This is a genomic window from Bradyrhizobium sp. SUTN9-2, assembly GCF_003122645.1.
GTDB classification, from domain to species: Bacteria; Pseudomonadota; Alphaproteobacteria; order Rhizobiales; family Xanthobacteraceae; genus Bradyrhizobium; species Bradyrhizobium yuanmingense.
Genome location: NZ_LAXE01000001.1, coordinates 789,953 through 811,004 on the forward strand (window position 1 = coordinate 789,953; position 21,052 = coordinate 811,004).

19 protein-coding genes and 1 pseudogene are annotated in these 21,052 nt (G+C 64.1%); 12 read left to right on the forward strand and 8 right to left on the reverse strand.

What is annotated here, in order from left to right:
• Positions 1-96 precede the first annotated feature (96 nt).
• Genes XF30_RS03730 through XF30_RS03745 form a run of 4 tightly spaced genes read left to right on the forward strand, consistent with a single transcriptional unit; the run spans position 97 to position 3,700 of the window.
• Positions 97-579, forward strand: a complete 483-nt coding sequence (locus XF30_RS03730; protein ID WP_109141961.1) for a GNAT family N-acetyltransferase — start codon at positions 97-99, stop codon at positions 577-579.
• Positions 576-1,193 (forward strand): DUF2585 domain-containing protein, encoded by a 618-nt coding sequence (locus XF30_RS03735; RefSeq protein ID WP_109141962.1) that lies wholly within the window; start codon positions 576-578, stop codon positions 1,191-1,193. The genes XF30_RS03730 and XF30_RS03735 overlap by 4 nt, the downstream gene beginning before the upstream one ends.
• A 49-nt stretch (positions 1,194-1,242) precedes the next feature.
• Positions 1,243-2,547: an ATP-dependent protease ATPase subunit HslU gene (hslU, locus tag XF30_RS03740; RefSeq protein WP_036003145.1), complete on the forward strand. Its 1,305-nt coding sequence runs from the start codon at positions 1,243-1,245 to the stop codon at positions 2,545-2,547.
• Positions 2,548-2,575: 28 nt separating this feature from the next.
• The gene (locus XF30_RS03745) at positions 2,576-3,700 is read left to right on the forward strand and encodes a hypothetical protein (RefSeq protein WP_109141963.1); all 1,125 of its coding nucleotides are present in this window, start codon (positions 2,576-2,578) and stop codon (positions 3,698-3,700) included.
• Positions 3,701-4,096: 396 nt separating this feature from the next.
• On the opposite strand, the pseudogene XF30_RS03750 reads toward XF30_RS03745, so the two are convergent.
• The 3 genes and pseudogenes from XF30_RS03750 to XF30_RS03760 form a co-directional block, all read right to left on the reverse strand.
• A pseudogene (locus XF30_RS03750) lies at positions 4,097-4,686 on the reverse strand (Smr/MutS family protein).
• Positions 4,683-6,218, reverse strand: coding sequence for a murein transglycosylase A (mltA, locus tag XF30_RS03755; RefSeq protein WP_109141964.1), 1,536 nt, complete (start codon positions 6,216-6,218; stop codon positions 4,683-4,685). Before mltA ends, XF30_RS03750 begins: the two are co-directional and overlap by 4 nt.
• A complete protein-coding gene (locus tag XF30_RS03760) occupies positions 6,196-6,903 on the reverse strand; it encodes a Tim44/TimA family putative adaptor protein (RefSeq protein WP_036003134.1) in 708 nt (235 codons plus the stop codon). The genes mltA and XF30_RS03760 overlap by 23 nt, the downstream gene beginning before the upstream one ends.
• Positions 6,904-7,300: 397 nt before the next feature.
• Between XF30_RS03760 and secB the strand changes: the two genes are divergently transcribed.
• On the forward strand, positions 7,301-7,789 hold the full coding sequence (gene secB / locus XF30_RS03765) for a protein-export chaperone SecB (RefSeq protein WP_109141965.1): 489 nt from the start codon (positions 7,301-7,303) through the stop codon (positions 7,787-7,789).
• Here secB and dnaQ read toward each other — a convergent pair.
• The 4 genes from dnaQ to XF30_RS03785 are packed head-to-tail and all read right to left on the reverse strand — an operon-like array spanning position 7,780 to position 10,618.
• Positions 7,780-8,502, reverse strand: a complete 723-nt coding sequence (dnaQ, locus tag XF30_RS03770) for a DNA polymerase III subunit epsilon (RefSeq protein ID WP_109141966.1) — start codon at positions 8,500-8,502, stop codon at positions 7,780-7,782. The genes secB and dnaQ overlap by 10 nt on opposite strands.
• Before the next feature lie 29 nt (positions 8,503-8,531).
• Complete coding sequence (gene coaE, locus XF30_RS03775) at positions 8,532-9,131, reverse strand: dephospho-CoA kinase (protein WP_109141967.1); 600 nt, start codon at positions 9,129-9,131, stop codon at positions 8,532-8,534.
• Positions 9,132-9,154: 23 nt separating this feature from the next.
• Entirely contained in the window at positions 9,155-9,763 is a 609-nt protein-coding gene (locus XF30_RS03780) for a Maf family protein (RefSeq protein WP_109145558.1), read from the reverse strand.
• A 9-nt stretch (positions 9,764-9,772) separates the two neighbouring features.
• Positions 9,773-10,618: a pyruvate, water dikinase regulatory protein gene (locus XF30_RS03785; RefSeq protein WP_036003121.1), complete on the reverse strand. Its 846-nt coding sequence runs from the start codon at positions 10,616-10,618 to the stop codon at positions 9,773-9,775.
• 460 nt (positions 10,619-11,078) lie between these two features.
• Between XF30_RS03785 and hemJ the strand changes: the two genes are divergently transcribed.
• The 7 genes from hemJ (at position 11,079) to XF30_RS03825 (ending at position 19,813) form a co-directional block, all read left to right on the forward strand.
• Positions 11,079-11,513, forward strand: a complete 435-nt coding sequence (hemJ, locus tag XF30_RS03795) for a protoporphyrinogen oxidase HemJ (RefSeq protein WP_036003118.1) — start codon at positions 11,079-11,081, stop codon at positions 11,511-11,513.
• 256 nt (positions 11,514-11,769) lie between these two features.
• Positions 11,770-13,035 (forward strand): transcription termination factor Rho, encoded by a 1,266-nt coding sequence (gene rho, locus XF30_RS03800; RefSeq protein ID WP_008133567.1) that lies wholly within the window; start codon positions 11,770-11,772, stop codon positions 13,033-13,035.
• A gap of 307 nt (positions 13,036-13,342) precedes the next feature.
• Positions 13,343-14,698, forward strand: coding sequence for a tRNA uridine-5-carboxymethylaminomethyl(34) synthesis GTPase MnmE (mnmE, locus tag XF30_RS03805; RefSeq protein WP_109141968.1), 1,356 nt, complete (start codon positions 13,343-13,345; stop codon positions 14,696-14,698).
• Positions 14,699-15,215: 517 nt separating this feature from the next.
• Positions 15,216-17,096 (forward strand): tRNA uridine-5-carboxymethylaminomethyl(34) synthesis enzyme MnmG, encoded by a 1,881-nt coding sequence (gene mnmG, locus XF30_RS03810; protein WP_109141969.1) that lies wholly within the window; start codon positions 15,216-15,218, stop codon positions 17,094-17,096.
• A gap of 23 nt (positions 17,097-17,119) precedes the next feature.
• Entirely contained in the window at positions 17,120-17,893 is a 774-nt protein-coding gene (gene rsmG, locus XF30_RS03815) for a 16S rRNA (guanine(527)-N(7))-methyltransferase RsmG (protein ID WP_109141970.1), read from the forward strand.
• Between the two features lie 28 nt (positions 17,894-17,921).
• Entirely contained in the window at positions 17,922-18,788 is an 867-nt protein-coding gene (locus XF30_RS03820; RefSeq protein WP_025033064.1) for a ParA family protein, read from the forward strand.
• Positions 18,789-18,925: 137 nt separating this feature from the next.
• Complete coding sequence (locus XF30_RS03825; RefSeq protein ID WP_036024286.1) at positions 18,926-19,813, forward strand: ParB/RepB/Spo0J family partition protein; 888 nt, start codon at positions 18,926-18,928, stop codon at positions 19,811-19,813.
• A 188-nt stretch (positions 19,814-20,001) separates the two neighbouring features.
• Here the strand turns inward: XF30_RS03825 and holA are convergent, their stop codons facing one another.
• The gene (gene holA / locus XF30_RS03835) at positions 20,002-21,030 is read right to left on the reverse strand and encodes a DNA polymerase III subunit delta (protein ID WP_036024285.1); all 1,029 of its coding nucleotides are present in this window, start codon (positions 21,028-21,030) and stop codon (positions 20,002-20,004) included.
• Positions 21,031-21,052 lie beyond the last annotated feature (22 nt).

Genomic DNA, 21,052 nt, shown 5'->3' on the forward strand with positions numbered 1-21,052 from the left:
TCTTCCCTCTGGGGGATTGTCCCATTGCGGAAACACCCTCTCCCCAACCCTCTCCCGCAAGCGGGAGAGGGAGAGCAGCACCGCTGTGGACGCTAGATGACGCAAAGCTACGCCTTCCGTCCCATGACCGCGGCCGACATGCCGCTGATCCGGCGCTGGCTCGCCGCACCGCATGTTGCCGAATGGTGGCATGATCCGGAGACGCTTGAATTCGTCGGCGGCGACCTCGATCATCCTGACCTGGCGCAGTTCATCGTCAGCCTTGACGGCCGGCCTTTCGCCTACCTGCAGTGCTACCGGCTCGGCGATTGGCATATCAGCTTCGGCCCGCAGCCCGTGGGCACTCGCGGCCTCGATCAGTTCATCGGCGAGGCCGACATGCTCGGATGCGGCCACGGCTCCGCTTTCATCCGCGCCTTCATCGACCAGCTCTTCGCGCGCGGTGTGCCGCGCATCGTGATAGACCCGAGTCCTTCCAATGCGCGCGCGATTCGTGCCTATGAGAAAGCTGGCTTCGTGCCGCAGCACGAGATCGTCACGCCCGATGGTCCCGCACTCCTGATGATCCGAGACCCATGACGCTCGCCGCAACTCCCGCCGCCAAGACCACCTTCCCGCCGCTCGCCTGGGCCGGCATCGCGCTGTTGCTGCTGGCGCTGCAGGCCGCGATCCTGCTTGCGATGGGGCGGGTGCCGATCTGCGCCTGCGGCACCATCAAGCTGTGGCACGGCGTGGTGAACAGCTCGGAGAATTCTCAGCAGATTGCAGACTGGTACACGTTCTCACACGTCCTGCACGGCTTCCTGTTCTACGGCCTGACCTGGCTGCTGTTCGCGCGGTTTCCCTTGCTGTCTCTCTCCTGGCCCGCACGGCTGATCATCGCCATCCTGATCGAAGGCGCCTGGGAGATCGTCGAGAACTCGCCCTTCATCATCGAGCGCTACCGCGCCGGCACGATCTCGCTGGATTATTACGGCGACAGCATCCTCAATTCGGTCTCGGACAATCTGGCCATGATCTTGGGGTTCCTGGCCGCACGCGCGCTGCCTGTCACCACGACCGTGCTGCTGGGGCTGGCCTTCGAGATCGTGCTGGCGCTCCACATTCGCGACAATCTGACGCTCAATATCCTGATGCTGATCCATCCGATCGAGGCCGTGAAGCAATGGCAATCCGGCCCGCCGATCATCTGACCCAAAATGCGGCTTGTCCTTGGCCGTCTCCCGCCCTAGCTAATCAGACATGACAGACTTCTCCCCCCGCGAAATCGTTTCCGAACTCGACCGTTTCATCGTCGGCCAGGGCGACGCCAAGCGCGCCGTATCGATCGCGCTGCGCAACCGCTGGCGCCGGCAGCAGCTCACCGGCTCTTTGCGCGAGGAGGTGCTGCCGAAGAACATCCTGATGATCGGCCCCACCGGCGTCGGCAAGACCGAGATCGCGCGGCGGCTCGCCAAGCTCGCGAATGCGCCGTTCCTGAAGGTCGAAGCGACCAAGTTCACCGAGGTCGGCTATGTCGGCCGCGACGTCGAGCAGATCATCCGCGATCTCGTCGAGGTCGCAATCGCGCAGGTGCGCGAGCGAAAGCGTAAGGACGTGCAGGCGCGCGCCCAGCTTGCCGCCGAGGAGCGCGTGCTGGATGCGCTGGTCGGCGCCAATGCGAGCTCGGCGACACGGGAATCCTTCCGCAAGAAACTGCGCGCCGGCGAACTGAACGACAAGGAAATCGAGATCGAGACGCAGTCGTCGGGCGGCGGCATGCCGATGTTCGAGATCCCGGGCATGCCGGGCGCTCAGATGGGCGCGATCTCGCTCGGCGACATCTTCGGCAAGCTCGGCGGCCGCAGCAAGACGCGCCGGCTGACGGTAGAGAGCTCGCACGAGATCCTCGTCAACGAGGAATCCGACAAGCTCTTGGACACCGAGCAGCTGACGCTGGAGGCGATCAGCGCGGTCGAGAACAACGGCATCGTGTTCCTCGACGAGATCGACAAGATCTGCGCTCGCGACGGCCGGGTCGGCGGCGACGTCTCGCGCGAGGGCGTGCAGCGCGATCTCCTGCCGCTGATCGAAGGCACCACGGTCTCGACCAAGCACGGCGCGGTCAAGACCGACCACATCCTGTTCATTGCGTCGGGCGCCTTCCACGTGGCCAAGCCGTCGGACCTGTTGCCGGAATTGCAGGGCCGCCTGCCGATCCGGGTCGAATTGCAGGCGCTGACCCGCGACGACATGCGCCGCATCCTGACCGAGCCCGAGGCCTCGCTGATCAAGCAATATGTCGCCCTGATGCAGACCGAAGGCGTGACGCTCGACATCACCGACAGCGCCATCGATGCGCTGGCCGACATTGCGGTTGCCGTCAATTCAACGGTCGAGAATATCGGCGCCCGGCGGCTGCAGACCGTGATGGAGCGGGTGCTGGACGAGATCTCCTTCACCGCCCCCGACCGCAACGGCGAGACCGTCCGGCTCGATGCGGATTACGTGCAAAAGCACATCGGCGACCTCGCCAAGAATGCGGATCTGAGCCGCTTCATTTTGTGATTCGGAGCGGTCACGCTATTGATGCGGCGTGACCGTACGCATCCTGCAAAATCCCTGGCGGCTCCTGCTCGCGATCAACGCGGCGGTCATCGTCGGCGTGCTCATTCACAAGATCCAGCTGCCGCCTTACGTCCCCTACATCCATCTCCTGGTCGACTATCATTTCGGCTTTATCAAGCGCGCGCTGATCGGGGCCGTCGTCGCGCTGTTCACCGAGAAGGTGCCGGTCTGGCTGGTGTTCGCGCTCGGCGGGGCGACGTGGCTTGCAACGCTGGGCCTCTATGCCAGGCTGTTCCAGAAGACGTTCGGTTTTTCGGCGAGAACGCTGCCGCTGTTCGTCTTCACCGCGGGTTCGCCGTTCTTCCTGAAGAACTTCATGCACACGCTCGGCCATTTCGATATCTATGGCTGCGCGCCGGCGATCATCCTGCTGCTGATGCCGGCGGGCTCGCTGGTCTTCGTGGCGACGGCTGCGCTGTTCTCGATCGTTCTCGTGCTGATCCATCACATTCATCTCTTGATGTACGTGCCGACGATCATCACCATCGTCGTGATCCGGCATTACCTTGCTTACGGTTGTGACCGCAGCAATGTTGTCTTCGGCGGGGTCGCTCTCGCCATTGTCTCCGCGCTGTTCTTCGCCGCGCAGTTTCTGGGAACGATGCCGGTCCCCGAAGCGGACTTCGTCGCCTATCTCAAAAGCCGGATGGCCGATCCTGCGCGCATCGACCTCTTGCAATTCGCCTACATCTGGTACCAGCCGCTGGCGAAGGAGGTTGCCGACACCTGGGGCCGCCTGCCGCATAACATCCTCGGCGTGCCCGTGTTCGCAGCTCTGATCTGGCTGCACGCGCCGCTGTGGCGCTTCTTTGCCAGCCTGATCGGCGCGCTCGCCAGCGATCTGCACAAGCGGCTCGTCATCGCAGCACTGGTCGGCATCAGTGTCGCCTATCTCGTGATGTTCGCGATGGTGTTCGACTATTCACGCTGGATCTCGAACTGGGTGGTCTGCATGTTCCTGATCCTTCACGCGGTGAAGATGCTTCCGGCCAAGCAGGAAGCTGCGCTGATTCCGGCGGAGGATCGTCAGACCAACATTTTCGGTTTGATCCTCACGCTGATCCCACGCGTCGGAATCATCCGACCGTTTTAGAGGTAGACCCAGCCTCAGAGAAGGTGAGCTCCCTCACCGGCTTGCGGGCAGGGCTATCGCATTTGAGATTTTCCCTGCGGCCATCCTTCGAGACGCCCGCTTGAGGCGGGCTCCTCAGGATGAGGTCGGAGTGCGCGGTGGCAGTTTCAACGGGCACTGACGCCGATTAGCCTCATCCTGAGGAGGCGCGTCAGCGCCGTCTCGAAGGACGAGCCGTGCGCGCAGACCGCCGCCACAAGTCATATGCGATTGCCCTGCGCTTGCGGGGGAGGGTTGGGGAGAGGGTGTCTCCGCAGAGCGATTCCCCAAGAGGAAAGAGCCCTCACCCGCCGCGCTTCGCGCGCCGGCCTCTCCCGCAAGCGGGAGAGGCAAGGGAAGCCGCATGCGCCGAGACTGCTACCCTCTCGCCCGCCTGATCCGCACATACAGCGCCCCTCGCCGCCGTGGCCGATCGCGGCTTCCTCGAAGCCGACTACGAAGGCGCGGAATTCCGGCAGGCTGAGCCATTCCGGCACTTGGCGGCGGAGCACGCCGCTTTCGCCGCCACTGCGTCCCTTGCCGGTGATGACGAGCACGAAGGTGAGGCCGTCCTGATGGGCGCGGTGCAGGAAGCCGGCCAGCGCGCGATGGGCGCGCATCTGGGTCATGCCGTGCAGATCGAGCCGTGCCTCGATCTCGCTGCGGCCGCGCGACAGCTTGGTTCGCTCGCGCTTGCCGAGCGGCGCTAGCGGCGGAATCGACGGCTTTGCAGCGCGCGGCGCCGGTGCAGCGGCAACCGGCCTTGACGGTGGCGAAGTCCTCGTCACCTGGGACCCGGGCGAAGATTCGGCGCGCGGGGTAGCATGCGCCTTGGCCGCGCGATGCTTCCGCAGCGGCTTGACATGCTTTGCGACGAGATCCCACAGCTCGCGCTCCTCCTCGCTCAGCGCGCGACGGCGCGGCGAGGGGCGAGGCTCCAGCACGGGCGGACGGGACGGCCGTTTCATTGCGGGCGTTGAGGACGATTCTTTGCCGGACGGCGCGGCTCAGGGGCAGGCTCGATCGCGGGACGCGGCACCGGCAGCGGAACCGGGCCGGCGACGGCGACTGTTTCGGTCTTGCCTTGCGCCGTCGCGGCGAGGGGCGTGCCGGTCTTTGCCGGATCGGTCTGCGGAAACAGCTTTGCGATCTTCTCGGCGGGCCTTGGGTCCGGGATTGGCAGCTTCGCGGCGCGCGGGGCGGGATCGAGGCTCTTCGGCACCAGCATCACGAATTGCATGGGGTGGCGCAGCCGGCCGGAGACACGGCCGGCATCCGCGCCGGCGCCGAAAAACAGATCGGCCCGTGCTGGCCCGATGATGGCAGAGCCGGTGTCCTGCGCGATCATCAGCCGGCGGAACGGCGTCTTGGCGCGTTCTGACTCGATCGGAAGCTCGCCCTCGATGAAGAACGGCGTGCCGTAGACATGCAGCGATTTGTCGACGGCGATGGAGCGCCCCGCGGTCAAGGGAATGCCTTGCGCGCCGACTGCCTCCTCCTTGTCGGAGAGGTTGACCTCGCGGAAGAAGATGTAGGCGCGGTTCGCGCGGCGCAGCTCCTTGGCGCCGTCGGGGTTCTGCGCCATCCACTCCCTGATCTTCTGCATCGACATCTCCTCTCTCGGGATGATGCCGCGCTCGATCAGGATGCGACCGACCGCCGTGTAGGGATAGCCGTTATAGGCGTCGTAATTGAGTCGAACCGAGCTGCCGTCGTCGAACTTGATGCGGGCCGAGCCCTGGATCTGCGCGAACAACAGATCGGTCGGATCCTTCAGCCAGGCGATCTCGAGCCCCCGGCCGGCGATCTTGCCGTCCTCGATCTCGCCGCGGTCGTAATAGGGCACCAGCTTGCGGCGGCCGATCTTGCGATAGACCGGGCCCTTGTTGGGCAGGCTGAGCGCATCCTGCTTGTAGCCGCGCACAAACAAGTTCGAGGGACGGCGATAGACCGGCACGTTGTAGACATCGGACTGCGTGCGCGACCCCTCCAGCACCGGCTCGTAATAGCCGGTGACGAAGCCTTCGGGCTCGCCGAGCCGCGAGATCCGCAGCGGCGTGAAATTCTCCTCGAAGAAGGTCTTCGCTTTGCCGTCGTCGGCGAGATCGAGCGTTTTAGCGACGCGGCAGGGCTCACCCAGCGATGTGCCCAAAGCTTTGGGCTCGGCCTTGGCTTCGCCGTTCTGCGCATTGATCGGCTTGCAGCTGGCGCGAAAGGTCTTGTACGCGGCGAGATGATTGTCGTCGCCCCAGCCCTTCACGTCCGCCCAGGCCAGCGGCAGATATTGCGCGCCGGGAATTTCGAAGGGCAGGGTGAGCTGCGGATAGGGCAAGGCTCGTGGCGGAGCGGCAGGCGTTCGCGGCAGATGGTGGTGGTGGCTGCGATGGTGACGCCGCGCCGCCTCGGCGCCGAGCGAAAACGACGACAGCGCGACGGCAGCTGCGCAAAGCGCCGTCGCGCCGTTCTTCAGGAAGATCTTAATTCGCGCTTCCGGTGCCAACCAGCTTCCAGTTCGGATCGCGAGAGGAGGTGTCGCGGGCGAAAGTCCAGATATCGGTGATATCGGCGACCGTGTCGGCGCTGCCGTCGACGATATTGCCGGCCTTGTCGCGGGTGGCCGAGATCATCTGCGAGACGAAGCGCACGGTGAGCTGCGCACTGCGATCGCGCAACTCGGCGCCGACGAGCTCGGCCTTGTCGATCGACACGAAGCGCGTCTCGGTCTTCTGCTCGTTCTTCTCGCGTTCCTTGATCGCAGCGTCGAAGCTTTCATAGACGTCCGACGACAACAGATCGCGCAGCGCGCGGCGGTCGCCATTGGCAAAAGCGAGCACGATCATCTCGTAGGCGCCGCGCGCGCCCGAGAGGAAATGGCGCGGGTCGAAGCTGGAATCCTTCTCGACGATGGCATCGAGACCCTGCGCCAGCGGCGTGCCCGGCTCGGTCAGCCCCTTCCAGCGATCGGACGGCGCGGTCGGCTCGGCCGTCGGCGCCAGCGGGGCCTGGTCGATCACCTTGCCCGGCATGGTCACGACGTTGTTGTCCTGGGCGCCTCCGAGCGCGTTGCGGGCGGCGGTGCGATCGAACGGCGGCCGCTCGTTGCCGGTGCGCTGCCCCAGCACGCTACGCAGCCGCAAGAAGATGAAGACGGCCAGCGCCAGGAATATGATGGTGTAGATGTCCACGTCGTATTCGCTTTCTGGTCTTTGCAGGGCTCGTTGCCGGGAAAATCAATCCGGCCAGTAGACCGTTCCTTACGGAAACGGCAAGTCTACATCACCATTTTGGGTCCACGTCAGGTCCGTGGGATGTAGGCACGAAATCTGGCCCGGCCAATGGCGCCTTTTGGCACAGCGTCAAGTGTAGCGCGTTTTATGCTTAAGGGGAAACCCGATCCTGCCCGGAAATGGCGCATCTTCAATCGTTTAAGGCGAAATTTCGCGGAAAAGGCAGGAGGAACGTCAAAGGCGCGATTGCGGCCCGAATTCCCGGTCCGGGACCGTTCGTCCTTGTGGAACGAGCCGGCCCTATGTTAGCCAACCGCCGCGAAATTCAGCCCCAATCGGGTAAGGAGACACTTTCATGACCAACGGTAACGGTACCCCTCCCGAGGCGGCCCAGGCTCCCCAGCTCAACGTGCTGGCGCAATACACCAAGGACCTCTCGTTCGAAAATCCCAACGCGCCGAGCTCGCTGCAGCCGCAGAGCCAGCCGCCGCAGATCAACATCCAGATCAACGTCAACGCCAACAATCTCAATGAACAGGAATTCGAGGTGACGTTGTCGGTCGAGGGCAAGGCCGAGACCGCCGGTAAAGTGATGTTCTCGTTCGAGCTCGCCTATGCCGGCGTGTTCCGGATCGTCAACGTGCCCAAGGAGAACCTGCACCCGCTGGTCATGATCGAGTGCCCGCGCCTGTTGTTCCCGTTCGCACGCGAGATCATTGCGACGGCGGTGCGCGATGGCGGGTTCCCGCCGCTGATGCTGGATCCGGTCGACTTCGTCGGTCTCTACCGCCAGAACATGGAGCGGCAAATGGCCGCTCAGGGCGGACAGGCCGGTCAGGCCTGAGCCGCCGCCAGCGCGACTGGAGCGGGCAGGTACTCGTTCCAGATCGCCTTGTCACCGAGCGTTGCGATGAAGGCCCGATGAGCCTCGCGCTCGGCTTCGGAAATCCGCGGCGCGAGCGGCACCGGGCGTTGCCGTCGCGGCGCATCGCCGGCGCTATTGACCCTGATCTCCTCGGCGTCCGAGGCCAGCAGCAGCTGCGACTGCCGCGCTCCGACCAGATCGACATAGACCTCGGCGAGCAGCTCGGCGTCCAGCAGCGCGCCGTGCTTGGTACGGTGTGAATTGTCGATCGAATAGCGCGAGCAGAGATCGTCGAGCCGGTTGGACACGCCGGGATGCTTGCGACGCGCCAGCAGCAGCGTATCGACCAGGCGCTCGCGCGGGATCGCGGTGCGCTTGATGCGGTCGAGCTCGGCATTGATGAAGCCGATGTCGAACGAGGCGTTGTGGATCACCAGCGGGGCGTCGCCGATGAACGCCAGAAAATCGTCGGCGACCTCGTGAAACAACGGCTTGGTCGCCAGGAATTCGGACGACAATCCGTGTACCGCAAACGCTTCCGCCGGCATGTCCCGCTCGGGGTTGATGTAGACGTGATACGTCTGTCCGGTCGGCATGCGGTTGAAGATCTCGACGCAGCCGATCTCGACCAACCGATCGCCGCGCAGCGGATCGAGGCCGGTGGTTTCGGTGTCGAGGACGATTTCGCGCATGTCTCTTGGAAGCCGTGTGAGGCGGCGAATCAGGTCCGCCGCTGCGGCATCTTAACGACCTCGGCCAGGATGTGCGCGATTTGGGCCCGCACGGGGTCAAGTCCGTGTGAGGTATCCACCACGAAATCGGCCCGCTTGCGCTTCTCGGCATCCGGCATCTGCTTGGCGATGATGGCATCGAGCTTGGCCTCGTCCATCGTGCCGCGCGCCAGCACCCGCTGGCGCTGCAGCTCGGGCGAGGTCGAGACCACGACCACGGCATCGACCCGCTTCTCGCCGCCGGTCTCGAACAGCAGCGGGATGTCCAGCACCACGACCGGCGCCTTGGCGGCCTCGGCGTCGGCAAAGAATTTCTGCCGGGACGCGCCGAGCATGGGATGAACGATCTGCTCGAGCTGCTTGATCGCGGCGGGATCGTGCACGACACGCGCCGACAGCTTTTGCCGGTCGACCTTGCCATTCGCGGTGGTGCCGGGGAAAGCGGCCTCGATCGCGGGGGCGGCCTCGCCCTCATAGAGCTGATGCACGGCGGCATCGGCGTCGTAGACGGGGACGCCGGCCTCCGCGAACAATTTCGCGGTGGTGGATTTGCCCATCCCGATCGAGCCGGTCAGTCCGAGAATTCGCATCAGCACCCAGCCTTCTCTCGCATCTACACCGCAATTAGCTGCTCGCTGCGCAGATACGCAAGCAGCGGCAGCAGCGGCAGGCCGAGAATGGTGAAATGGTCGCCCTCGATGCGCTCGAACAGATGGATGCCGAGGCCCTCAAGCTGATAGGCGCCGACGCTTCTGGTCACAGCGTCGCCCGCGGCGTCGAGATAGGCCGAAAGCTCGGCTTCGCTCATTCCCCGCATGGTCATGCGCGCCACGGAAACGTCCTCGAAGAGAATCCTGCCATCCTGCGCCACGGCGACGGCTGAATTCAGCTCGTGCGTCTGACCGGCGAGGTCGCGCAATTGCACCAGCGCCTGGGCGCGCCCAGCCGGCTTGTTAAACAGACGGCCCCCGAGCGCCAGCGTCTGGTCGGCGCCGATCACATAATGTCCGGGATAGCAGGCAGAAACAGCCTTGGCCTTTTCGCGGGCCAGCAGCAGGGCAATCTCGCGCGGGTCGGAGAGCTTTGACGCGGCCTGGATGCCACGCTCGTCGATATCGGCGGTGACGGCTTCGAAGTCGAGCCCGGCATCGCCCAGCAGCATTTTGCGCGCGCTGCTTTGCGAGGCCAGGATCAACGGACTTTTGCCGCGCCACAGACTCATCGGCGACACTTACTCGGACGGCCGGTTGCGCTGGCGATCGCTATACAGCTTCATGATCGCCGCCGCGGTTTCCTCGATGGAGCGGCGCGTGACGTCCAGCAGCGGCCAGTCATGCTTGGCGCTCAGCTTGCGCGCGAACGCGACCTCCTCCGTGACCGACTGCTTGTCGGTGTAGGTATCGCTACCGCTGCTGGACTCGGCGCCCATGGACAGCAGGCGGTTCTGCCGGATCTGAATCAGGCGTTCCGGCGTCGCGTGCAGGCTGACCACCAGCGGCCGCGTCAGCGTCTCCAATTGCGGGGGCACCGGAATGCCCGGCACCAGCGGCACGTTGGCGGTGCGAATGCCGCGATTGGCGAGATAGATCGATGTCGGCGTCTTCGATGTCCGGGACACCCCGACCAGTACCACGTCGGCCTCGTCGAGACCTTCGACATGCTGACCGTCGTCATGGATCATCGTGTAGTTCAAGGCATCGATGCGCTTGAAATATTCCGCGTTGAGCACGTGCTGGGCGCCGACACGGCCGGTGGTCGCTGCTCCCAGATAGGCCTCGAACAGCTGCATCACCGGTCCGATGATCGACAGGCTCGGAACATTGATCTGCTTGCACTTATCCTCGAGTCTGGCGACCAGATCCTTCTCGAGCAGCGTGAACAGCACGATCCCTGGCGCTTCCTCGATCTCATCAAGCACGCGGTCGAGCTGCTTCTGGCTGCGCACCAGCGGATAGACGTGCTCGACCGGCGTCACGTTGGCGTATTGGGCCGCGACCGCGCGCGCCACGGTGATGAGCGTCTCACCCGTGGAGTCCGAGACCAGGTGGAGATGGAAATAATTGTTCGAGGTCGGCACAAAAACCCTTTGAATTTCGTTGGGGTGGTTTGTGGATTTCTGTGGAGCTTAACCTCTCGGAAAGGGATGTGCGACACCAGGGGCGGGACAAGGCGTGATTTTCTTCACACCGCTGCCGGTCAGGACAAATCCGACGCCTCGCCGAGAGGGAAGCGGGATTGCGCGGACAAGTCCCTTGATAAGCTGCCGATACAATCGCGCAAGCCTTTGAAGCCGGCTGACTTATCGGAAGTCGACAAAGGCTGTCCGGAATATGTGGATGGATGTGAACAAGCGCGCGTGAACGCGCGGACGGAATTGCGTGAGTCCAATCCACGGTCACATAGACTCAAACCTTAAGAATCTAAGATTCTAGATTTGAGGAAGGCGCTACGGAGGGATATGTGTGCGGGGTAAGACCTTAACGGGTTCTTACTATCCCCAGCGTTCCCCGCGCTGGGCAGCAAGCCGGACCCCGAAAATGTTCGAAGACGTCTATCTCTGGATCAAGGCGCTGCACGTGATCGCCGTCATCTCCTGGATGGCCGGCATGCTCTACCTGCCGCGGCTGTTCGTCTATCACTGCGAGGCCGAAATCGGCTCGAAGCAGTCGGAGACGTTCAAGGTGATGGAACGCCGGCTGCTCAAGGCGATCATCAACCCCGCGATGATGGTCACCTGGCTCGCCGGGCTCTATCTCGCCTGGTCCGGCCATTGGTTCTCGTTCGGCTGGCTGCACGTCAAACTGGCACTGGTCCTAGTGCTCTCGGCGGTCCACGGCTATTTTTCACGCTGGGTCAAGGATTTCGCCGCCGATCGTCGCCCGCGAAGCCAGAAATTCTATCGGATTATCAACGAGGTGCCGACCGTCCTGATGATTTTCATCGTTATCATGGTGATCGTGAAGCCGTTCTAGGCAAACTGCGCGACGATTCGCTCAGCGCTTCGGCTTGCGGAGCGCTAGGCGATTTTCTATATTATCGATATCCCACCCAACGCAGGCGGATGTGGTTGTGTCCGAGCCTTCCAGAGGCCGGACCCCGCATCAGGATTGAAGCCTCACCGGCGTTCACCTTGCCAGACCTGCGGACCTTACCTGCACCTGCTCGCGTCCGCATTTCAGAGCCTCCTCGCACCCCCTTCTTTTCAGGTTACCCCACAGGACCACCCCAATGCGGGAAATCAAACTCGAAGACCTCAAGTCCAAAACGCCGGCCGAGCTCGTCTCGTTCGCGGAGGAGAATGGGGTCGAAAATGCCAGCACCATGCGCAAGCAGGAGCTGCTGTTCGCCATCCTCAAGCAGCTGGCGCTCGCCGAGACCGATATTGTCGGCCAGGGCGTCGTCGAAGTTCTCTCCGACGGCTTCGGCTTTCTCCGCTCGCCTGACGCGAATTATCTGCCGGGTCCTGACGACATCTACGTGTCGCCCTCGCAGATCCGCCGTTTCGGCCTGCGCACCGGCGACACCATCGAAGGTCACATCCGCAGCCCGAAAGAGGGCGAGCGCTACTTCGCGCTGCTGAAGGTCAACACGCTCAATTTCGAGGATCCGGAAAAGGCCAAGCACAAGGTCAATTTCGACAACCTCACGCCGCTGTTTCCGAATCAGCGTTTCCGCATGGAGATCGACGATCCCACGCGGAAAGACCTGTCTGCACGCGTGATCGACATCGTCGCGCCCATCGGCAAGGGCCAGCGCGCCTTGATCGTGGCACCGCCGCGTACCGGTAAAACCGTGCTGATGCAGAACATCGCGCATTCGATCACGCACAATCACCCCGAATGCTATTTGATCGTGCTCTTGATCGACGAGCGTCCGGAAGAAGTCACGGACATGCAGCGCTCGGTGAAGGGCGAGGTCGTGTCCTCGACCTTCGACGAGCCGGCGGTGCGCCACGTCCAGGTCGCCGAGATGGTGATCGAGAAGGCAAAACGCCTGGTCGAGCACGGTCGCGACGTCGTGATCCTGCTCGATTCGATCACGCGCCTCGGCCGCGCCTACAACACCGTGGTGCCGTCATCCGGCAAGGTGCTGACCGGCGGTGTCGACGCCAACGCGCTGCAGCGTCCGAAGCGCTTCTTCGGCGCGGCCCGCAACATCGAAGAGGGCGGCTCGCTGACCATCATCGCGACCGCGCTGGTCGATACCGGCAGCCGCATGGACGAAGTTATCTTCGAAGAGTTCAAGGGCACCGGTAACTCGGAGCTGATCCTGGACCGCAAGGTCTCGGACAAGCGCACCTTCCCGGCGATCGATATCTCGCGCTCCGGCACCCGCAAGGAGGAGCTCATCACCGATCCGCAGGTGCTCAAGAAGATGTACGTGCTCCGCCGCATCCTCAATCCGATGGGGACGATGGACGCGATCGACTTCCTGCTCGACAAGCTGCGCTCGACCAAGAGCAATTCGGAGTTCTTCGACTCCATGAATACCTGAGTGCACTGCAGCAAAGTATTCAGGGGCGCCTTCGGGCGCCCCTTTTGTTGTTGCGGCTTTGCTGCAGCGAAGGTGCAGCATGAGCGGCAGCCGCTACCCGATCTCGGTTTCTCCTTAAGCTGTTGATATTGAACAGTAATCCTTGAAATTCTGGTCGGCCTCCTCCTGCGATCGGGCTAGCTGCAGCAGAATGCTGCGGTTATATTGCGGTGCAAAATCGATTTGCTGCAGAATCTGGTGCAGCAAAACCCAATTAGCTCGCGAGAACGGACGTTTGCGTTTTCGGCCGCAGCCGGACAAATAGGCTATGTATCCGCGAGACCAGACCATTTTCGCGCTGTCATCCGGGCGGGCGCCCAGCGCGATCGCCGTGGTCCGCGTCTCCGGCTCGCAAGCCGGCGCGGCGCTGACGGCGCTTGCGGGCCGGCTGCCGGCGCCGCGACAGGCGAGCCGCCGGCTGCTCCGGGACGGCGAGGGCCAGCCGATCGACGATGCGGTCGTGCTCTGGTTTCCAGGACCGGCCAGCGCCACCGGCGAGGATGTTGCCGAGTTTCACGTTCATGGCGGCCGGGCGGTGCTCGCGGCGCTCTTCGCTGCAATTTCCGATATCCCGAATACGCGTGCGGCCGACCCCGGCGAGTTCACGCGCCGCGCCTTCGAGAATGGCAAGCTCGACCTGACCGAGGCCGAGGGGCTCGACGACCTCATTCACGCCGACACCGACCGCCAGCGCCGCCAAGCGCTGCGCCAATTGCAGGGCCTGCTTGGCGACCGCGCGCGCGACTGGCGCGAGCGCATCATCGAGGCCTCCGCGCTGATCGAGGCCGGCATCGATTTTTCCGATGAAGGCGACGTGCCGGCGGAGCTGCGGGCGCCGGCGGTGAAAGCGATCAGAGCGCTTCACGACGAAATCACGAAAGTGCTTGCGGCACAGGGGCATTCTGAACGGCTGCGCGAGGGCCTTGTCGTTGCCATCGCCGGCGAGCCGAATGTCGGCAAGTCGACGCTGATCAACCAGCTCGCGCGCCGCGAGGTCGCGATCGTCTCGCCGCATGCCGGCACGACGCGCGACGTCATCGAGGTGCAGCTCGACCTCGACGGCTATCCCGTCACGGTCATCGACACCGCTGGCATCCGCGAGACCGACGATCCGGTCGAGCAGGAAGGCGTGCGCCGCGCCCGCGCGCGCGCCGAGGACGCCGACCTGGTGCTGTGGCTGGTGGAGGGCGGACAAGCCGTCGATCCGGATACAATGCGCTCGCGCTGGACATTGGCGGACGGTGCTGTTCCGTCCGGCGGCTCGGTCTGGATCGTGCGCAACAAGATTGATCTCGGCAGGGTCGGAGCAGCCAGGCCGAGCGAGTTCGGGATCTCGGCAAGCCGGGGCGACGGCATGCCTGAGCTGGTCGAGGCGCTGGTAAAATTCGCTTCGGAGTTCTTCGGAACCACCGAGGGGGCCATGGTGACGCGGGCGCGCCAGCGCGAATTGTTGAGCCGGGCCTCAGCCAGCTTGAGCCGGAGTCTGGACCTTGTAGAACACGGCGAGGAGCTCGCGGCCGAAGAGCTGCGGGCGGCCGCCTATGCCCTAGGCCGGCTCTTGGGCCGGGTAGACGTCGAGGACGTCCTTGGGGCCATCTTCCAGAAGTTCTGCATCGGAAAGTAGTATTAGATCTTCATTGTAGAACTAGGGCTTGTTCCATTTCTTCTGTTTCAGGTGAAACGGAGTCCGGTTCCGGCCCGTGTTTCTGGTTGTTTCACGTGAAACAGCGCCGGGGCGCCATGTCGGTCGGGCGTTCCGATGTACAGAGAGAGCGAAGGCGACGGCCGTGCTTCGAATCTCGTCATTGCGAGGAGCCCTTGCAACGACGCAATCCAGACTGTCCTCCGCCGCGAGATTCTGGATTGCTTCGCTGCGCTCGCAATGACGGAGTATGATGCGGTTGCCCCGCATTCGACTGGCAGCTCCGGTAACGGGTAAGGGGGCACGTGATAAAGGCTTGTGTGCTTGGAGCTCCCGATCGTGTTTCACGTGAAACACCATATGGCTCAATGCCGCTCCTACTGTGCATGGGGTTGTTTTCGCGAAAGTGCTTCCGACCTGGACCGCGCTTGTTTCACGTGAAACACTTCACCCGAGTTTCTACTTCCGGCTTTCTCGCCGCTAAGCTAGAAGTCCGTCCATGCGAACAGAGCGAGAGAGCTTCGACGTCATCGTTATCGGCGGCGGCCACGCCGGCTGTGAGGCCGCGGCTGCGTCTGCCCGGATGGGTGCGACGACCGCTCTGGTAACGCACCGTTTCTCGACCGTTGGCGCGATGTCCTGCAATCCCGCCATCGGCGGGCTCGGCAAAGGGCATCTGGTCCGCGAGGTCGATGCGCTCGACGGCCTGATGGGCCGTGTGGGCGATGCCGGCGGCATTCAGTTTCGCGTTCTCAATCGTCGGAAAGGTCCGGCCGTCCGCGGTCCGCGGGCCCAGGCCGACCGCAAGCTCTACGCGGCGGCGATGCAGGCCGCGATCCGCCAGACCGAAGGTCTTTCCGTCATCGAGGGCGAAGCCGACGGGCTGGTCGTAGTCGATGGCCGGGTGACCGGGCTTCGCCTGGCCGACGGCCGGGAGCTGCGGGCAGGGGCCGTTGTCGTGACCACCGGCACCTTCCTCCGCGGTCTCATCCATCTCGGCGAGAAGAACTGGCCCGCCGGACGCGTCGGCGAGGCGCCTGCTATGGGCCTTTCCAGCTCCTTCGAGCGCACCGGCTTCACTCTTGGACGTCTCAAGACCGGGACGCCGCCGCGTCTCGACGGCACCACCATCGACTGGTCCGCAGTCGAGATGCAGCCCGGCGACGAGCCGCCGGAGCCGTTCTCGGTGATGACCGAGCGGATCACGACGCCGCAGATCCAGTGCGGGATCACCCGGACCACGTCCGCCACCCATGAGGTGATCCGGGCCAATGTCCATCGCTCCCCGATGTACTCCGGCCAGATCAAGAGCTCCGGTCCACGCTATTGCCCCTCGATCGAGGACAAGATCGTCCGCTTCGGCGACCGCGACGGCCACCAGATCTTTCTGGAGCCGGAAGGGCTCGACGACACGACCGTCTATCCCAACGGCATCTCGACCTCGCTCCCCGAAGAGGTCCAGCTCGCGATCCTCGCCAGCATCCCCGGCCTGGAGCGGGTGAGGATGGTCCGTCCCGGCTACGCCATCGAATACGACCACATCGATCCCCGCGAGCTCGATCCGACCCTCCAGACCAAGCGTCTGCGCGGTCTCTTCCTGGCCGGGCAGATCAATGGCACCACCGGATATGAGGAAGCCGCCGGGCAGGGCATTGTCGCCGGCCTGAATGCCGCGCTCTCCGCCAGCGGTGCCGCGCTCACAGTGTTCGACCGTGCCGACGGCTATCTCGGTGTGATGATCGACGACCTCGTCACCCGCGGGATCAGCGAGCCCTATCGCATGTTCACCTCCAGGGCCGAGTACCGGTTGACCCTGCGGGCCGACAATGCCGACCAGCGTCTGACCGAGAAAGGGATCGCTCTGGGATGTGTCGGCAGCGCCCGGATCAGGCATCATCGCGCCAAGATGGACGCCCTGAACGCTGCCCGGACGTTGTCGAAGTCCCTGACCATCACCCCGAACGAAGCCATCAAGCATGGGCTGTCGCTGAATCGGGACGGCCAACGCCGCTCGGCGTTCGAGCTGATGGCCTATCCGGAGATCGGCTGGAGCCAGGTCCGCGCGATCTGGCCTGAGCTGTCGGCCATCGATCCCGTCATTGCGACCCATCTCGAGATCGATGCCAAGTACGACGTCTACCTGGAGCGCCAGAGCGCCGACGTCGAAGCCTTCCGGCGCGACGAGGGCATGGTGCTGGCGGATGTCGATTACCAGCTCGTGCCCGGTCTCTCCAATGAAGTGCGCGCCAAGCTGGAGAAGGCACGACCGTTCACCGTCGGCCAGGCCGGCCGGATCGACGGGATGACGCCGGCGGCGCTCGGCATTCTCGCGGCCTATCTCCGCCGCGAGGCACGGAAGACTTCCAAAGCAATCGCATAAAGCCAATCGCATAGGCGTTTCACGTGAAACAGCGCGGATCGGGCGGAGATCGACCGCCATCGCGAAGACCCGGAGCGGGTGAGGGCGCCGGGCAGCGAAGTGAACCTGGAGTGGCCAGCCCGAAGATCAGCAAGGCCGCGGCCAACGACAAGGTGCTCGATTCGATCATCGCCGCTGACAAGACCGCCGCTATGAAGCTCGCTCCCGTTTCACGTGAAACCGAGGAGCGGCTTGATCGCTACATCGCGCTACTCCGGGAGTGGCAGGCCAAGACCAATCTCGTCGCGCCATCGACTTTGCCAAACCTCTGGACCCGGCACATCGCTGACTCGCTCCAGCTCATCGATCTCGCACCGGCTGCAAAACGGTGGGCTGATCTCGGGAGCGGCGGCGGATTTCCCGGCGTCGTGCTCGCCTGCGCTATGGCCGGCACGCCTGGCGCGAGCGTCCATCTGGTCGAGCGAATCGCCAAGAAGGCCGCTTTTTTGCGCGAAGCGATCCGCGTCACCACATCTCCGGGAGTCGTACATCTCGCTGAGATCGGGGATAATGTGGATAGAATCACCGGCCCCGTCGATTGCGTCACCGCGCGTGCGCTGGCTCCGCTACATCAACTCATCGGCTTTGCGGAGCCGCTGATGCGCCAGGGCGCAAAAGCGTTGTTTCCCAAGGGTCAAGATGTAGAGGCTGAATTGACCGAAGCCGCTAAATATTGGAATATTCGGCCGCAGCTCCACCAAAGCCGCACGGGCGACGGCTGGATCGTGGAGCTCAATGCCGCCGAACGGCGCAGCTGAGGCGTTGAGGGGTGAGTGGGGAATTGCGATGAGCGTGATTGACGAACCGCAGCAAGAACAGACGGCCCAAAAGACCGACGAGGTCCCCCACGGCCATCCGCGCATCCTCGCGCTGGCGAATCAAAAGGGCGGGGTGGGGAAAACAACCACAGCGATCAACTTGGGCACGGCGCTCGCGGCGATCGGGGAGCGCGTCCTGATCGTCGATCTTGACCCCCAGGGCAACGCCTCGACCGGGCTCGGCATCGATCGCCGCAACCGCTCCTGCTCGACCTACGACGTGCTGATCGGCGAAGCCGCCTTGCGCGAGGCGGTGGTCTCGACCGCGGTGCCGCGGCTGCACATCGCACCATCGACCATGGATCTCTCCGGCCTCGAGCTCGAGCTCGGCACCACGCCCGGCCGCGCCTTCAAGTTGCGCGATGCGATCGGCGCGCTCAACAACAACGTCTCGCCGGACGCCGACTACACCTACGTGCTGATCGACTGCCCGCCCTCGCTCAACCTGCTTACGGTCAACGCGATGGCGGCCTCGGATGCGATTCTGGTGCCGCTGCAATGCGAGTTCTTCGCGCTCGAAGGTCTGTCGCAATTGTTGCAGACGGTCGAGCAGGTGCGCTCGACGCTCAATCCGAACCTGTCGATCCACGGCATCGTGCTGACCATGTTCGACTCGCGCAACAACCTGTCGAACCAGGTCGTCGCCGACGTCCGCCAGTTCATGGGCGAGAAGGTCTACAAGACCATGATCCCGCGCAACGTGCGCATCTCGGAAGCGCCGTCCTACGGCAAGCCGGTGCTGGTCTACGACCTCAAATGCGTCGGCAGCGAAGCTTACTTGCGCCTCGCCACCGAAGTGATCCAGCGCGAGCGCGAGTTGCGCACCACGCATTGACGCTGCCGTAGGGTGGGCAAAGGCGTCTTCGCCGTGCCCACCGTCTTCCGCACACAATTGGTGGGCACGCTTCGCTTTGCCCACCCTACGATAATTCAGTTCTGGAGTGCTGCACCGTGAATCCAAGGGAGCTGGCGATGGCCGACGAAGCGCGTTCGCGACTGGGCCGGGGTCTTGCAAGTCTGATCGGTGACGTCGGCGGCGAGGCTCAGCATGTCGATCGTCCGCGCGCGCAGCGCAAGGTGCCGATCGAATTCATCAAGGCCAATCCGCGCAACCCGCGCCGCACCTTTTCGGACACCGAGCTGAAGGAGCTCTCGGAGTCCATCAAGCAGCATGGCGTGATCCAGCCGATCGTGGTGCGTCCGGTGAAAGGCGCGCAGGACCGCTTCGAGATCATTGCCGGCGAACGACGCTGGCGCGCCTCGCAGATGGCCGGGCTGCACGAGGTGCCGATCGTCCCGGTCGACATCAGCGACAGCGATGCGCTGGAATTCGCGATCGTCGAGAACGTGCAGCGCGAGGACCTCAACCCGATGGAAGAGGCGCAGGGCTATCATGCGCTCGCCAACGAGTTCAAACGCAGCCAGGAGGACATCGCCAAGGTCGTCGGCAAGAGCCGCAGTCACGTCGCCAACATGATGCGGCTGACCAAGCTGCCGGCGGAGGTGCAGGCCTTCATCGCGACCGGCGAGCTGACGGCCGGCCACGCCCGCGCGTTGATCGGCGTGCCCGATCCGCTCGCCGCCGCCAAGCGCATCGTCGAGGAAGGTCTCAACGTCCGCCAGGCCGAGGCGCTTGCGCATGAAGAGGGCGTGCCGGAGCGCAAGCCGCAGAAGGCGCGCGCCAGCGGGGGCAAGGAGAAGGATCCCGACACGATCGATCTGGAGAAGCGCGTCAGCGACGCGCTCGGGCTCAAGGTCACCGTCAATCACCGCGATCCCGGCGGCTCCGTGCAGATCAACTACCGCAACCTCGATCAGCTCGACGAGGTGATGAAGCGGCTGGCCAAGGGCGCGCTGTAGAGCCATTTTCACGCCACTCTCTCCACGCGTCATTGCGAGGAGCTCGCGACAAAATTACGAAGCAATTTTGCGCTGAAGCGACGAAGCAATCCAGAATCTTTCCGCGTAGGGACTCTGGATTGCTTCGCTCGGCTCGCAATGACGGGTGGAGAGAGCTCCGCTCGCAATGACGTGGAGAGAGCGGAGGTCTAGCCCCGCCGTTTCGCATTCGCGGCGATCGCCATCAGCGCACGTTGGGCGATGGCAGCGGCGAGGGTGGACTGCTTGCGCGTGTCGAGGGCGGCGGTCGCCAGCTGCTCGATCACAGCGGCGAGCCGCGCCGGGCTGAAATTGCGCAGCGCGGTTTCGACCGCGGGCTTTCGTGAAAAATGCAGGCGCGGAAAGCCGCCGTCGAGCACGGCGGAGGCAGGCGTGCCGTCTGCAATCGCCAGCGCGGATTTGTGCAGCCACGCGGCCTGGCGCTGCGCGGCCGAGATGATCACGCCGGGATAGGTCCCGGCGATCATCGCTTTCGCAAACTCGGTCTCGACGATGTCGGGCCGCCCGGCGAAGGCACCGTCGACGATCGGATCGAGCTTCAGCTCCGAGGCATCGGCGACCACGGCCATGACGTCATCCAGCGTGACCTCGCCCTTGCCATGGGCGTAGAGCGTCAGCTTGCGCAGCTCGTTACGCGAGGCCTGACGGTCGCCGCCGAGGAACGACATCAGCGCCGCGCGGGCGTCCGGCGCGATGCGCAAATTCGCGATCCGCAGCTCGTCGTCCATCAGCTTGGCAAGATCGCGCTCGGTGTCGGGATAACAGCCGATCGCCACGGCGGTCTTGGCTTTCTCGCAGGTCTTGCGCAGCGGCGATTCCGGACGGAGCTCGCCGGCCTCGATCACGATGCGGCAATCCTTCACGTTCATCTCGGCCAGAGTCTCGATGCCGGAGGCAAAGCTGCGCGAGCCGGCGCGAACGCGGATGGCGCGTCGGCCGCCGAACAGCGGCACCGTCATGGCTTCGTCGACCAGGCGCGACGGCTCGGCGGAGAGCTCGTCACCGTCGAGCTTGACCAGCGAGAACGGATCGTTGGGATCGTCGACGCCGGACGCGATCAGCGCGTCGGCGCGCTCGCGCACGAGGCCGGCATCGGGACCGTAGAGCAGGATGATCGGACGGCCCGCATCGGGGCGGGCGAGGAAGGCGTCGATCTCTTTTCCGCGCAGTGCGACCATATCGTCCGATACTCGTCATTCC